Source organism: Jiangella gansuensis DSM 44835 (assembly GCF_000515395.1).
Classification (GTDB): Bacteria; Actinomycetota; Actinomycetes; order Jiangellales; family Jiangellaceae; genus Jiangella; species Jiangella gansuensis.
This window is the reverse complement of record NZ_KI911782.1, coordinates 3,768,434-3,782,564: the sequence shown is the minus strand read 5'-3', so window position 1 is coordinate 3,782,564 and position 14,131 is coordinate 3,768,434. Positions and strand designations below refer to the sequence as shown.

General features: G+C 72.0%; 7 protein-coding genes and 1 pseudogene. All 8 read right to left on the bottom strand.

Going from position 1 to position 14,131, the window contains the following annotated elements; translation table 11 throughout:
* Positions 1–129 precede the first annotated feature (129 nt).
* Positions 130–1,512, bottom strand: a complete 1,383-nt coding sequence (locus tag JIAGA_RS0117770) for an alkaline phosphatase family protein (protein ID WP_026876709.1) — start codon at positions 1,510–1,512, stop codon at positions 130–132.
* Between the two features lie 49 nt (positions 1,513–1,561).
* Complete coding sequence (gene eboE / locus JIAGA_RS0117765) at positions 1,562–2,752, bottom strand: metabolite traffic protein EboE (protein WP_026876708.1); 1,191 nt, start codon at positions 2,750–2,752, stop codon at positions 1,562–1,564.
* Positions 2,753–2,775: 23 nt separating this feature from the next.
* On the bottom strand, positions 2,776–3,687 hold the full coding sequence (locus JIAGA_RS0117760; protein WP_026876707.1) for a TatD family hydrolase: 912 nt from the start codon (positions 3,685–3,687) through the stop codon (positions 2,776–2,778).
* Positions 3,687–4,364 (bottom strand): EboA domain-containing protein, encoded by a 678-nt coding sequence (locus tag JIAGA_RS30585; protein ID WP_051426224.1) that lies wholly within the window; start codon positions 4,362–4,364, stop codon positions 3,687–3,689. Before JIAGA_RS30585 ends, JIAGA_RS0117760 begins: the two co-directional genes overlap by 1 nt.
* A 158-nt stretch (positions 4,365–4,522) precedes the next feature.
* Positions 4,523–5,395: pseudogene (locus tag JIAGA_RS30580) on the bottom strand (sugar phosphate isomerase/epimerase family protein); the annotation flags it as partial.
* Positions 5,392–6,417 (bottom strand): SCO3242 family prenyltransferase, encoded by a 1,026-nt coding sequence (locus tag JIAGA_RS0117745; RefSeq protein ID WP_084469766.1) that lies wholly within the window; start codon positions 6,415–6,417, stop codon positions 5,392–5,394. The pseudogene JIAGA_RS30580 and the gene JIAGA_RS0117745, both read right to left, overlap by 4 nt.
* Positions 6,378–7,544 (bottom strand): inositol-3-phosphate synthase, encoded by a 1,167-nt coding sequence (locus tag JIAGA_RS0117740; protein ID WP_026876705.1) that lies wholly within the window; start codon positions 7,542–7,544, stop codon positions 6,378–6,380. Before JIAGA_RS0117740 ends, JIAGA_RS0117745 begins: the two co-directional genes overlap by 40 nt.
* A gap of 308 nt (positions 7,545–7,852) precedes the next feature.
* On the bottom strand, positions 7,853–14,050 hold the full coding sequence (locus tag JIAGA_RS33950) for a ThuA domain-containing protein (RefSeq protein ID WP_084469765.1): 6,198 nt from the start codon (positions 14,048–14,050) through the stop codon (positions 7,853–7,855).
* Between the last annotated feature and the right edge of the window lie 81 nt (positions 14,051–14,131).

The following is a 14,131-nucleotide window of genomic DNA, read 5'->3' as shown; positions in this document are numbered from 1 at the left end:
GTGGGGGTGTTGGATGTGCCGGCCCCGCCCGCCTCGCTCGTTCCTCGCTCGGACGCCCGACCTACCCTGGCCGGCATCCCCCGCACCTCCACCTCCGGCCCGCTTGCTCATCCGTAGGGTCTGCGTCTCTCAGCCCGCTTGTGCTGGGGTGCTCAGGTGGGCGAGGTCGAGCATGAGGTCGCGGACGTCGGTGGCGGCGAGCTTGTCGCGGGCCGTCGACGGGTCGCTGCACAGCAGCACCGGCCCGTCGGCGGGATCGTCGGGCAGCCGGCCGTGGGTGCCGCGGACCCACTGACCGTCCAGGGGTACGACGTTCATGGCGTAGCGCAGCCCCAGCTTCTTCTTCGCCAGGTTCGCGCCCGCGCGCAACTTGACCCGCGGGTCGGCGGGGTCGAGGAACAGTTCGGCCGGGTCGTAGCCGGGCTTGCGGTGGATTTCCACCCCACGGGCGAAGTCGGGCGCACGGTCGTCGTGCAGCCAGTAGTAGTAGGTGAACCAGGCACCGATGTCGGCGACCAGGACCAGCTCGCCGGAGCGCTCGTGGTCCAGCCCGAACTCCCGCTGCGCCTCCTTGTCCAGCACGAGATCCACCCCGGGTAGCGCCTCGCACAGTTCCCGGACGGCGTCGAGGTCACCGGGCTCGCGGACGTAGACGTGCGCCACCTGGTGGTCGGCGACGGCGAACGCCCGCGACGTCCACGGGTCCAGGTACTCCATGCCCGCCTGCGTGTACACCTCGAGCAGCCCGGCTTGACGCAGTGTCCGGTTCACGTGCACCGGACGGCTGGCCGGGCCGATGCCGTACTCGCTGAGGGCGAGCACGGTGACGCCTCGGTCGCGGGCCTCGGTCAGCAGCGGCGCCAGGACCCGGTCCACGTCACGGGCGGCGGCGACCGCCTGCGGGCTGTGCGGGCCGAAGCGCTGCAGGTCGTAGTCCAGGTGCGGGATGTAAGCGAGCGTCAGATCCGCGCCCGGCATCAGCTTGCGGGTCGCCTGCACGATCCAGTCGCTGGACTTGATCGACGCCGTCGGGCCCCAGTAGTTGAACAGCGGGAACTCCCCCAGCGCGCCGGTCAGCTCGTCGTGCAGGGCCGGCGGCCAGGTGTAGCAGTCCGGCGACTTGCGGCCGTCGGCGTGGTAGATGGGCCGTGGTGTGACGGTCCAGTCGGTCGACGCGCCCATCGCGTACCACCAGCACACGTTGGCCACCCGGTACCCGGGCCGGACGCGCCGGGCGGCGTCCCACACCTTCTCCCCGCCCACCAGCCGGTTGTGCTGCCGCCACAGGAAGACCTCGCCGAGGTCACGGAAGTACCAGCCGTTGCCGACGATGCCGTGCTCGCGCGGCATCGTCCCGGTGAGGAACGTCGACTGCACCGAGCACGTCACCGCCGGCAACACCGTCCCGAGCGACGCCTGCCAGCCCTCGTCCGCGATCGCCCGCAGGTTCGGAGTGTGTTGCAGCAGCCGCGGGGTGAGCCCTACGACGTCGAGCACCAAGACCTTGTTCACCGCTTCTCCTTTCGACTTCTGGAGGCTTGTCCACGTTTCCGGGCCAGTTTCAGGGTGGATAAGCCTCCAGAAGTGGGGTCATACCCGTCGCGATCAGCCGGTCCGCGACCCACCTCAGCTCCGCCGCCAGACCGTCGGCCAGCCCGTCCGGCCCGGCCGGCCGCCGCCCCTCGGGCAGCACCGACCAGGTGTAGGTCTCGACCTCCACGTGGTCGGTGACCGCGTGCTCGCCACCGAACAGCGCATCGAACGTCGCGGCCAGGTGATCCTGCGTGACCGCGAGCGGCGGCTCCGGGTGCTCGTGCACCGGCACGTGGTAGTGCACCCGCCACGGGTCACCGCGAGGCAGCCCACCGGCCAGCGCGGCCGGCAGGTCATCCACGCCGGCCACCGCCGCCGACGAGCCCAACGCGCGGGTCTGGTGCAGGAACCGGTCCTCGGTGTACGCCGCGAGTGCGGCCCGGGCCCCGTCGGACGCCGGGTCGGCCACCTCCAGAGCCGCCGACGCCTGGGTCTTCACGATCGGCAGCCCGGCCGCGGCCAGCCGCCGGACCGCCTCGGTCGGCTCCTCGAACTGCACGGCGAGATGGCAGGCGTCCAGGCAGACGCCGATCCGCTCGGTGTCGACGCCGGCCAGCTCGACGACGGCGCCGTCGGTGGTCTCGACGACACAGCCGGGCTCCGGCTCCAGCCCGACCCGGATGGTGCGGCCGGTCGACGCCTCCAGCGCCGCCAGGCCGTCGGCCAGCCGATCCAGGTGACCCCGGGCCAGCCTCCGCCGTGCGTCGTCCCACGGCGTACGCCAGGCCAGCGGCAGGCTGGACACACTGCCGCGGGCGGCGTCGTCGGGCAGCAGTCCGGCCAGCACGCGGGCGCAGTCCAGCGTGTACGCCAGCCGCTCCGGCGTGGTCCAGTCCGGGTGGTAGACGGCCAGCTTGACCTCGGGGTCCTGGAAGCCGGCGTACGGGAACGCGTTGAGCGTCACCACCTCCAGCCCGCCGGCGTCCAGGGCCGAACGCAGCCGCTCCAGCTCCGCCCGCCCGGCCGCACCGGCCAGCCGGGAGACCACCGGCGCCGGCAACCACAGGCCCAATCCCAGCCGCGCCGTGCCCAGCCGTTCCCGTATCCCGCCCCCGTACCGGCGCACCTGCCGCAACAGCGCCTCGACGTCCTCGGTCGGGTGCACGTTGGTGCAGTACGCGACGTGCACGACGGTGCCGTCACGGTGCCGCATGCGCAATGGTCGGCCCTCCTCAGCGCTCGTCAGTGCTCATCGGGGTCCGGCCGCTGCCCGCGCAGCACGGAGTTGCCCTCGAAGGTGGCGGTCGGGCCGGTCGGGATGCCGCGCACGCCGGTGCCCGCGGTTCCGGACAGGTCGACCTCGTCGAGCAGCAACCGGCCGCTCTGGCCGTAGAACTCGACCGGGTTGCGCCACAGCACGCGGTCGACGTCGTCGGCGCTGAATCCCTCGCCGAGCATGGCCCGGCCGGTCTTCACCGTCTTCAGCGGGTCGCTGTGACCCCAGTCGGCCGCGGAGTTGACGATCATCCGGTCCAGCCCGCGGTCGGCCAGGATGCGCACCATCCGGTGTTCGTCCATCTTGGTGTCCGGGTAGATGGAGAACCCCATCCAGCACCCGGAGTCGGCGACCATGCCCACCGTCGTCTCGTTCAGGTGGTCGACGAGCACCCGCTCCGGCGGGAGCCCGCTGGCGTTGACCAGCTCGAGGGTGCGGCGGGTACCGGCGGCCTTGTCTCGGTGCGGGGTGTGCACCAGCACCGGCAGGTCGTGCTCGCCGGCCAGCTCGAGCTGCTGGACGAACACCTTCTCCTCCTCGTCGGTCATGGAGTCGAAGCCCACCTCGCCGACCGCCACCACGCCGTCCTTGGCCAGGTAACGCGGCAGCACCTCCAGCACGGCGGTGCAGCGCGGGTCGTTGGCCTCCTTCGGGTTCAGCGCGATGGTGCAGTGGTGCCGGATGCCGAACTGCGCGGCCCGGAACCGCTCCCAGCCGAGCAGCGCGTCGAAGTAGTCGCAGAACGACCCGACGGTGGTGCGCGGCTGGCCCAGCCAGAAGGCCGGCTCGGTGATGGCCCGCACCCCGGCGGCGTACATGCGCTGGTAGTCGTCGGTGGTGCGGGACGTCATGTGGATGTGCGGGTCGAAGATGCGCATCAGGCCTCCCCGGCGCTGGTGTCGGACGGGACGGGGAACCGGCCGGCGACCGCCTCCGGGTGCCGGCCCAGGATGCGCCAGGCGTCGCTGGGCACCGAGCGGCCGGCAGCCACCCGTTCGTTGCCGTAGTCGGCGACCATCCGGGCCAGCTCGGCGTCGGTGCGCGCGTCCAGGTCGGCGACGGCGTCCAGCGGCACGCCCACGAACAGGCACTTCAGCACGCCCTGGCGCCACGCGCTGTCGTCGAGATGCGCGGCGCCGTACGGACCCAGCGCGGCCGCCACCAGCCGCACGTCGTTCGTCCGCAACGCGTCGGCCACCAGCGGCAGTCCGGCGTCGCCGAGGTCCAGCAGCGCCAGCGCGCGCAGTACCGCGCGTTTCTCGTCGGCGTCGCCGAACCGGTACAGCTCGGCCACCTCCCGGGCCAGCGCGGCGGCGTCCATCTTCGCCGCGGCCGCCACCAGCAGCGCCATCCGCGCCTCGTCCTCCAGCCGCGGGCCGCGCAGGCCGTCCGGGTCGCCGGTGCTGACCGGACCCCGCGTCACCCTCCGGGCGACCGCGGGGAACAGCACCGAGATCCGTGCCGGGTCCGCCTCGACCTCGGCGATCAGCTCGCCCAGCCGTTCCCGCGCCGCCCCGTCCAGGTGCGGTGCGGCCTGCTCGATCGTCGCGCTCATCCCGTTCCCTCCTCTGCCCCGTCGTCTCCGCCTGCGTCGTCTGCCGCGGTCTCCGTCGCCCCCACCCCGTTGATCTTGGAGTTTCCGCGGAATTGCGGCCCGTTTTGTCCGGTAGATTCCGCGGAAACTCCAAGATCAACCGGAGGACGGGGGGTGTCGCTGGAGCGGCGGGTGTCGAACGCGGTCGCCTCGGCCGCGCGCAACGCCTCCAGCGACCGGCGAGCCACGGCGGGAGCCGCATGCCCGTGCCGGGGCAGCTCGACCGCGGCCAGCCCCGTGTAGCCGGCGTCCAGCAGCGCACCCAACGCCGCCGGCAGGTCGACCTCGCCCTCACCGAACTCCAGGTGCTCGTGCACACCCTGGGCCATGTCGTCCACCTGCACGTTCGCCAGCAGCTCGCCGGCCTGATGGACGCAGTCGGCCACGGTGCCCGTCTCGTTCGCTACGACGTGGCCGATGTCCAGCGTCACCCGCAGCGCCGCCGGGTCGCCGAGCCTCTTACGCAGCTCCAGCACGCCGGCGACGGTATCGACGAACATCCCCGGCTCCGGCTCGAACGCACAGATCACGCCGCACCGGTCCGCCTCCTCGAGGACGGCCCCGACCCCCGCGGTCAGCCGCCGCCATCCCTCGTCCGCGCTGACCCCGTCGGGCAGCGTCCCGGACCAGAACGACACCGCCTCGGCACCCAACTCCGCCCCGATGCGCACCGCCCGGCACAGCAGGTCGACCCGGCGCTCCCGTCCCTCGTCGGAGACCAGGTTCGGCTCGTGCTTGCGCCATGGGTCGAGGACGTAGCGGGCGCCGGTCTCGATGACGACGGCCAGGTCCAGCTCCGCCAGCCGCCGGCCCACCGCCACCGTCCGGGCCGAGAGCCCGGGCGCGAACGGGTCCAGGTGCGGGTGGTCCACCGTGAGGGCCACTCCGTCGTACCCGAGCCCGGCGATGACCGCCAGCGCGTCGTCCAGGCGATGGCTGCCGAACCCGTTGGTCCCGTATCCGAATCTCAGTCCAGCTCCGGGGCCGCTCATGTCGGCGACACCACCTTCGACAGTGCCCGCGCCGCAGGACCGATCCCGACGACGACGCCCGCCAGGGCCGTCGCCCCGGACCGGGCCAGCAGGGCCGCCTGCAGCGGGATCACGCCGCGCACCCCGGCGCCGGTGGCCGACCGCACCGTCTGCGCATCCGGCCGCCGCGCCGCCCCGAGCTGTGCCCGCCCCACCGTCGCCGCGTACATCCCGGCGAACCCGGCAGCCGCGAGCGCGCGCACCGGGCGACCGGCGTCGCCGCCGCGGGCACCCAGGGTGACCACAGCGGCGGGCTGGGCGGGGGAACGCCGGCCAGGGTTCGGTCGGGCATCGGGCGAGGAACGAGCCCGCGGGCGGGGACGGCGTTCCCCCGCCCAGCCCGCCACCACCGGAGCCACGGCCGAGACAGCGGCGACGGTCGTCGCACCTAGCGCGAACCGGGCCGACGACGGGGACGCGCCGTGCACCTCGCCGCGGCTGAGGACCGTGACGCCGACGGTGTGAGCGGTGACGGCCGCCGCCGGCAGGGCAGCGGCACGCAGCCGCCCGCCCGCGCCGAGCAGCACGTCGAGTCCGCGCGCCAACCCCATCGCTGCCGGCCCGGCGGGTGTCGGCTTGGCCAGCAGGTCGTACGTCCAGACCGCCGCCGCCAAGGGGACCGCGACCCGCAGGGCGCGCCGTCCGCCGGCCACCGCGGCCAGGCCGATGCCGGCGGCGGTCAGGCCGGCGGCCAGGCCCAGCGCCTCCGCCGGTTTCACGCGTCCCGACGGGATGGGACGCTCCGGCCGTTCGACGGCGTCGAGGTCGCGGTCGGCGTAGTCGTTGAGCGCCATGCCGGCCCAGTACAGGCAGGCCGACGCCAACGGCGTCACGGCGGTGCGAGCGCCGTATGGGTAACCGGCCGCGGCGGCACCGGCCAGGGAATCCCCGGGCACGGTCAGCGCGGCCGGTGCTCGCACCAGTTCGGCGACGTCGCGGAACCTCACACGGAGCTCCCCGCCGCGCCGGCCCGGGCGCACCATGCCACGAGTGCTTCCCATTGCGTGCTGAGCGCGTGGACGTCGCTGCCGGCGGGGTCCTTGAAGAAGAATCCGAACTCCGGCACCGGGCCGCTCTGCCCGAGCGAATGCGCCCGCGACACCAGCCGCACCAGGTCGAGCACCAACGGCGCGGCCAGCGACGAGTCACAGCCGGACCAGGTGAACTGCATGGACATGCGGGTGCCGAGGAAGCCTTCGAAGGACACCAGGTCCCAGGCGGTCTTCCAGTCGCCGAGGTCGGGCACGTAGTCGATGTGCAGCGGCCCGTCGACCGTGTGGCCGAGGATCGACTCCAGCCCGTTCGCCTTGGTGGCGATCTTGCTGGCCGCGTTGTCCGGGTCGGCGAGCGTCTGGCCGTCGCCGCCGCCGAGCAGGTTGACCGAGGACCACGAGCGCACCTTCAGCGCGCGCATCGCGAACATCGGCCCGAGCACGGTCTTGACCAGGGTCTCGCCGGTCTTGGCGTCCGATCCGGTCCACGGCACGCCTTGCCGGAGCGCCAGCTCGAGCAGCGCCGGCAGCCGCGGCCCCGGGCTGGGGGTGAACGCCACGTACGGGCATCCGGTCCGGAACGCCGCGTACGCATACACCGAGCTGCCGGGCAGCGGCGCCTCACCGGCGTCCAGGGCGGCTTCCAGCGCCTCCAGCGATGCCAGCGCCGGGACGTCGTCCTCGACCGGCGGCTCGGTGCTGGACACGTCGACGACGACGACACGGTCGAGCCGGTGCTCGTCCCGGAACGCGGCCAGGTCCGCGGCGACCCGCTCCGCCGCCGCCCGCTGCGAACCGGTAGTGGCGACGACGCCCGCGCGGATCCGTTCGTCCGCCGCGGCCAGCTCGCGGGCCAGCACCTGTGCCAGTGCCGGCGGGATGACGCCGCCGCTGCTGAGCTCCTCGGCCCGCTTCACCAGCGACCCGTCGGCGACCTCGTGGCCGCCGATGACGATGCCGTCCAGCGGCACCAGCCCGGCCGCGGCCACCTGCGGCAGCTCCGACACCATGCCGGTGTGCCCGGCCAGGCCGGCCCGGATGGCCAGCAACCCGACGGTGGTCGTCGTGGCGACGGAGCCGCGGGCCCCGACGAACCAGATACCTGTGCGCTCGCTCATGCCGTTTCCTCCGCATCCCACTTCTGGAGACTCATGCACGCTTCAAGGGGGGTTTCAGGGTGCATAGCTCTCCAGAAGTCGCGAGTGGAGGCGAGACAGGTGCCCCGGTGCCGGCGCGGAGCGCGTCGCTCCGGCACCGGGGCCGAGAGCCGGCTGTCGCCGGCTCCCCGCCGACCATGAGAGCCCGGCCCGTCGAACCGGGGCAGGGCCGAGGTGCCCTGGTCGCGGGGTCCGATCCGGCGTCTTGCACCGGATGGGTGCTGAACTCTCATGGTGACGTCTCCTCGTGGGGTGGTGGGTGGTGGCGGTTACCCGGCGGAACCCGAGGGGGTGCCGCCCAGGCGCAGGATCATCGCGTCGGCGTCGCGCAGGAGCGTGGCGCGCACGCCCACGTCCGCGACCCGGTCGGTCACGATGTCCTTGAAGGACTCCAGGGCCCGCACGGCCCGTTCGTCCCGGCCCATGGCGTCCTGCCGGTGGGCCGTGCCCAGGGCCTTCTGCAGGTCCTTCGCCAGCCGCTTGTCCAGCAGCCCGTCGTCCTCGAACCGCGTGATGAGCAGTTCCATGTCGGCGAACGACGTGGTGACGAAGAACGTGATCCGTTGCGTGGTGCTGTTGCCGGCCGCGTCGGTGGCCGTGACCTGCAGTTCGTGCAGACCCAGCGGGACGGCGTGCAGCGCGAGCACCGTCCCGGACGAGATCGGCTCGCCGTCGAGCTCCGCGGTCACGGTGACCGGGCCGTTGTCGGTGGCCGTCCAGGTCACGGTCAGGTCCTGGCTGTCGCCGTACAGCTGGCCGTGTGCGATGCCGCTGACGACGAGCACCGGTGCGGAGCCGTCGACGGTGACGGTCACCGCCTTGACGTCCTCGACGTTGCCGGCGGCGTCGGTGGAGCGGTACCGCAGCTCGTGCTCGCCGTCGCCGCTGACCTCGACCGGGCCGTCGTACGGGGTCCAGTCGCCGTCGTCGAGTGACCAGTCGGTGGCCGTCATGCCGGCGTGTTCGTCCGTGGCGGCGAGCGTGACCGACACCGGCGCCGAGCCGGACGTCGTGGCCGTCGTGACGGGCGCGGTGGCGTCCTTGCGGACGGTCGCCGCGACCGGTTCGGACACATTGCCGGCCGGGTCGGTGCCCCGGACCTCGACGACGTGCTCGCCGTCGGCGTCCACCACGACCGCACCGGTATACGGTTCCCAGTCGCCGCCGTCGAGCCGGGACTCCAGGGTGACCTCGCCGCCGTCGTCGGTGCCCACCGCCGACACGCTCACCGGGCCGGTCCACCAGCCGTTCTGGCCGGTCGGCTCCGCCGGGTCGAGGGTGAGCTCGACCGTCGGCGCCGTCTCGTCGACGAGCTCGGCGATGCGGATGTCGCGGAAGTACACGTCGTCGCCGTTGCCGTGGTTCTGGATACCGACGAAACTCGGCTGGTTCATCCGATTCGGATCAGTATCGGTGTAATCGTTGATCAATGCACCGTTCAGGTAAACCCGGATCCGGTTACCCTGCACGACGATCTCGAACTCGTTCCACTCCCCCGGCGGATTCAACGCCGCATCACGCGCCGCGATATCCGCCGACTGGAACGCATACACCGCACCCGTCGTCCGGTCCGCAGCATCCGTGGCATCGATCTGGATCTCATGACCCTGCTCGACCGCCACCCACGGGTCCTCACCCGGATCCGGGAACCCGACGAACACACCGGAGTTGTCATCCCCCGGCATCATCCAGTCCAACTTCAGGCTGTAGTCCTCGAACGAGTCAGCCTGATACCAGTACAGCCCCATGCCGCCCTCGGACAGCAGGGCGCAGTCCTCGGTGAGCGCGAACCCGCCGGGACCGGCCATCCCCCAGCCGTCCAGGCTGGCCGCGGTGCCGTCGAACAGGCTGGTGTAGCCCTCCTCCGACACCGTCGGCTCGCAGGCGGGCGCGCCACTGTCGACCCGGAAGTGGTCGAACCGGGCCGTCTTCGACGCGCCCTGCGCCGCTCCGAGAGCGAACAGGCCCACCCGCACGTCGCCCTCGGACAGGGCGGCGTTGGTGACGGGCTCGGCCAGCGGCGTCCAGGTCTCGCCGTCGGCGCTGTACGAACCGGCGTACGTTTCGCCGGACCGGGTCAGCCGCAGATGCCAGGCCCCCTGTGTCAGCTCGGTGACCTGGGGTTGCGGGTTCTGGATGACGGCATCGACCTCGCTGCGCAGCTCGATGCGGCGGGTCACCGGCTGGCCGGCCTGGTTGTCCGTGACGAGGTCGAGCTTGACGTAGGTGTCGCCGTTCTCGTAGACGATCAGGCCGCCCTGCTGGTACTGCTCGTCGAAGAGCGACCCGTCGACCACCGTCTCGATGGTCCACTCGTCGCCGTCCGGCGCCGGCTGCAGCACGAAGTTCGACGGCGCCGGGTCGGTGTCGCCGGTGTAGATGTCGCCGTCGCTGGTGTCGATCTCCAGCTGCCCGCCGGCCACGCGCAGCGCCGCCTCGTCGGGTCGCAGCACCGTCCAGCGGCAGCCGTCCAGCGCCGCGCCGTCGAACTCGTCGTCCGGCTCCGGTACGGGGGCGGTGTCGTCGGGGGTGATGTGGAACGAGTCGAACCGGACCTCCGTGACCGGTTGCCCGGAGCCGGACAGCGCCACCAGGCCGATCTTCGGGTTGTCGATGCCGGCCAGGCTCTTCGTCTGCGGCATCTCGGCGAAGGTCACGCCGTCGGCGCTGTACGCGGCCCGCAGCGTGCTGCCGTCGCTGATGTAGCGGACCCAGACGGTGTCCGGGTAGCCGGCGCCGAGGTTGGCCGTGTTGCTCTCGCCGACCTCGTTCGGCGCGCCGTTCTCCTCCCGGATGAACTGGAAGATCCGGGCCGCCGGGTTGCTGGCTGCGGTGTCGCGGCCCTGCAACACCATCTTGGCGTAGTTGTCGTCGTCGCCGTAGATGATCAGACCTGCCTGCTGGTAGGCGCGGTAGGCCTGCATGGTCAGCTTCGCCGTCGCCGTGAACGGACCGTCCGGCAGGTCCTGCAGGACGATGTTGGGCGTGTCGGTGTTGTTGGTGCCGTAGATGTCGGTGCTCGTCGCCGGCAGGACGAGGTGTCCGTCGGCCACGGTCAGCTCCTGGTTCTCCCGGACCACCGTGGTCCAGCGGTCGCGGTCCAGGGCGTCGCCGTCGAAGCCGTCGGACCGGCCGGCCAGGCAGACCGGCGGTTCGGAGACGTCGGCGTCGACGTCGATGGCGACATGCTCGGTGGCCGCGGCGCCGCGGGCGTCGGTCACCGTCACCCGGGCGTCGTACGTGCCGGCCTCGGTGTAGGTGTGCGCCGCAGTCGCGCCGGTGGCGGTGCCGCCGTCGCCGAAGACCCACTCGTAGGTCAGCGGCAGGTCGCCCTCCGGGTCGGTGGCGGTCGCCTCGAATGCGACGTCGAGCGGCGCGGTGCCGCTGGTGGGCGTCGCGGTGACCTCGACGTCGGGCCGTTCGTTCTCGGTGACGCCCTTGCCGTCGAAGTCGATCCAGTTGACGTTGAGCTGGCCTGACACGTTGACGAAGTACAGCGGGCCGCTGTCGCCGGCGGTGTCGCCGCTGACCTCGCCGGTGAAGTCGTCGTACTGCTGCCAGTCGCCGGTGGGCTCGACGGTGATGGTGGCCACCGTCGGGCCGTCCGGGGCTCCCGTGCGCACCTCCACCGTCGACGGGCCGGACGGGGTGGCCGCCCGCAGGGTGACGGCGTCGATGTTCGTGAGGTTCATCGGGTCCCACGCCCACCAGTCCCCCGGCTCGATCCAGCCGATGTTCTGGCCGCCGCCGAGGTCGTCGCCGGTGGTCTCCACCTGCACACCGGGGTCGCCGCCGGACGTGGAGCCGGTCAGCCGCCCGGTGCTGTCGAAGTGCTCGGCCTCGCGCCGCTTGGGCTGCAGGACCAGCACCTCCTGGCTGGTCAGCGGGCTGACCCCCGGGGCGCCGTCGTCGGTGTAGGTGACCGAGACGGTGCCGAAGATGTTCGCGCCGATGTGGCCGGCGTCGCCGGGCAGCGGGAACACCCCGGTGCAGCCGAAGTACTGCTCGTAGCCGTGCGAGTGGTCGTCGTGGCCCAGCGCCGGCTGGGTGACGACCCGCGGGCACTCACCCGCGCCGTCCTCGGCATCGGTGACGCCGACGTCGTAGGCGATGGTGTCGCCGAAGTCGAAGAACCCGCCGTTCGGCGGCCACGCCACGGAGATCTCCGGCGCGGTGTTGCCGGCCACGATCTCCACGTTGGCGACGTCGGCGAGGTCGTCGGCGTCGGTGACCGTGAGCGCGACGGTGTAGTCGCCGGCCTCGGTGTAGGTGTGGGTGGCCTCTTGATCAGTACTGTCCGTGGTGCCGTCTCCGTCGAAGTCCCAGGCGTAGGTGATGGGCCCGCCCTCGGGGTCGATGGACGCCGACCCGTCGAAGGTGACCTCCAGCGGCACCGGGCCGTTCAGCGGGTCCGCGGCGATCCGTGCCACCGGCGCCCGGGTTCCTTGCACGTAGTCGATGCGGTAGACGCCGGAGTCGGCGTTGTCGCCGCCGAAACCGCTGCCCCACTCGATCAGGTACAGCGCGCCGTCCGGGCCCCACTGCATGGCGTGTGGCCGCGCGAACGCCCAGTCCGGGAAGAGCGCGTTGATGTCGGTGACCGCGGTGCCGGCCTCGTCGAGCTGGAAGGAGTACAGGTTGCCTTGGTTCCACTCGCCGAAGACGGCCTTGCCGTCCCAGTACGCCGGCCACTTGCGGTCCGACACCAGCTGCGGGTCGTACCGGTACACGCCCCCGGCCATCGGGGCGCCGCCGCCGCCGATCTCGGGGTACAGCGGGTTGGTCGAGTAGCCGTACCAGACCTCCGCCTCGACGGCGGCGGGCAGCTGGGTCAGGCCGGTGTTGTTCGGCGAGTCGTTGACCGGCGCGGCGCAGTCGAACGCCGCCCCGGACTGGCCGGTGGCGAAGTCGTAGTCGATGTAGGGCGTGTTGTTGCCGACGCAGTACGGCCAGCCGTAGAAGCCGGGCTCGTCGACGATGTTCCACTCCACCCGGCCGTCCGGGCCGCGGCTGGGGTTCGCGCTGCCGGCGTCCGGCCCGTAGTCGGCGACCATGAGCGTGTTCGTGGCCGGGTCCAGGCCGATCCGGAACGGGTTGCGGAAGCCCATCGCGAAGATCTCCGGCCTGGTCTGCGCCGTGCCGGGCGGGAACAGATTGCCGTCGGGGACGGTGTAGCCGCCGCCGTCGGACGGGGTGATGCGCAGCACCTTGCCACTCAGGCTGTCGGTGTTGGCGGAGGTGCGCTGGGCATCCCAGAGCGCGCGGTCGGGGCGCTCGTCGATCGGGGCGTAGCCGTCGGAGGCGAACGGGTTCGTGTTGTCGCCGGTGGCGATGTAGAGGTTGCCGTCGTTGTCGAACTCCAGCGCCCCACCCGCGTGGCAGCACTGGACCCGGTTGGTCGGGTACTCGATGATCACCGTCTCGCTGGCAAGGTCCAGCGTCTCGCCGTTCAGCGTGAACCGCGACACCCTGTCGACGGCCTCACCGCCGGCCGGCGCGTAGGTGAGGTACATCCAGTTGTTGGTGGTGAAGTCCGGGTCCAGGGCGATGCCCATGAGGCCGAATTCCTGGCCGGTGTACACGCTGAGCGTCCCGACCGTGGTGGCCGAGCCGTCTTGACGTATCAGGCGGACGAGGCCATTCCGGTCGACGTAGAAGACGCGGCCGTCGTCGGCGACGTCCAGTTCCATCGGGTTGCTGGTGGTGTCGTCGAGGGTGACCTTCTCGAAGCTGCCCGGCACGCTGGCCGAGCAGTCGGCGGGGGTGACACCGGCCGCCGTCTCCAGGCCGCCGAGGACGAGCTCGAGGAACTCCGGCTCGCTGTAGGACTCCTGGGTGTGCCCGAGCCCGGTGTACCAGGAGCGGCCGCCGTCGTAGTCCTGGCACCAGGTGATCGGGTGGTCGTGTCCCATCGCACCGCCGCCCGGCGAGTACGACGACTCGTCCAGGGAGGTCAGCACATGCACGTCGCCGCGCGGGTTGGACCGGTAGTTGTACCACTCGTCGTAGCGGGTCCAGAGCGGGTCGAGGTGATCGGTCGACGGGTGCGCCGGGTCCTCCACCTTGACGGTCGCGGTCTGGTTGGCCGGGTGGCTGGCGAAGTAGGCGCCCACCAGCTCGCCGTACCAGGGCCAGTCGTACTCGGTGTCGGACGCGGAGTGGATGCCCGCGTACCCGCCGCCGGCCTGGATGTACCGCTCGAACGCGGCCTGCTGGTCGCCGTTGAGGACGTCACCGGTGGTTGACAGCCAGACGACGACGTCGTACTGGGCGAGGTTCTCGTCGGTGAACGCCGCGGCGTCCTCCGTCGCGGTGACGTCGAAGTCATGTTCGGCACCGAGCTGCTCGATGGCCGCGATACCGGCCGGGATCGAGTCGTGCCGGAACCCAGCGGTCTTGGAGAACACCAGGACCGAATAGCCGCCGTGGCCGGGATGCGCCGCGGCCGGAGCGGCGGTCGCGCTCATGACCAGCGGCGCCGAGACGAGGGCCGCTAAGCCGGCGGCCAACAGCCGCCTCGCCGCATGGCGGACGCGTTGCGCGGGATG

What these genes read in the sequence shown, in the direction of transcription:
- JIAGA_RS0117760 (WP_026876707.1), bottom strand. Translation starts at nt 3,687, where the DNA reads ATGCGCATCTTCGACCCGCACATCCACATGACGTCCCGCACCACCGAC.
- JIAGA_RS30585 (WP_051426224.1), bottom strand. Translation starts at nt 4,364, where the DNA reads ATGAGCGCGACGATCGAGCAGGCCGCACCGCACCTGGACGGGGCGGCG.
- JIAGA_RS0117745 (WP_084469766.1), bottom strand. Translation starts at nt 6,417, where the DNA reads ATGGTGCGCCCGGGCCGGCGCGGCGGGGAGCTCCGTGTGAGGTTCCGC.
- JIAGA_RS0117740 (WP_026876705.1), bottom strand. Translation starts at nt 7,544, where the DNA reads ATGAGCGAGCGCACAGGTATCTGGTTCGTCGGGGCCCGCGGCTCCGTC.
- JIAGA_RS33950 (WP_084469765.1), bottom strand. Translation starts at nt 14,050, where the DNA reads ATGAGCGCGACCGCCGCTCCGGCCGCGGCGCATCCCGGCCACGGCGGC.